Origin of the sequence: Citrobacter sp. TBCS-14, from assembly GCF_005280805.1 — a bacterium.
GTDB lineage: Bacteria > Pseudomonadota > Gammaproteobacteria > Enterobacterales > Enterobacteriaceae > Citrobacter > Citrobacter gillenii.
Genome location: NZ_SZWM01001223.1, coordinates 1 through 245, shown reverse-complemented (window position 1 = coordinate 245; position 245 = coordinate 1). Strand labels below are relative to the sequence as shown.

1 protein-coding gene is annotated in these 245 nt (G+C 57.1%); it reads left to right on the top strand.

Annotation, left to right across the window (positions count from 1 at the left end):
* Window positions 1-245, top strand: a 245-nt coding sequence (locus FDX22_RS26360) for a cytochrome c-type biogenesis CcmF C-terminal domain-containing protein (protein ID WP_304571827.1), incomplete at both ends; no start/stop codon positions are given.

Below are 245 nucleotides of genomic sequence, written 5' to 3'. Positions count from 1 at the left end.
ACAAGGTCCGCTCACGGGTTAATAACGCGCTGTGGTCGCGTGAATCGCTGTTGCTGGGTAATAACGTGCTGCTGATTGCTGCCATGCTGGTGGTGCTCCTGGGCACGCTGTTGCCATTGGTGCACAAACAGCTTGGACTGGGCAGTATTTCGATTGGCGAGCCGTTCTTCAACACCATGTTTACCTGGCTGATGGCGCCGTTTGCGCTGTTGCTGGGGATTGGACCATTGGTGCGCTGGGGCCGT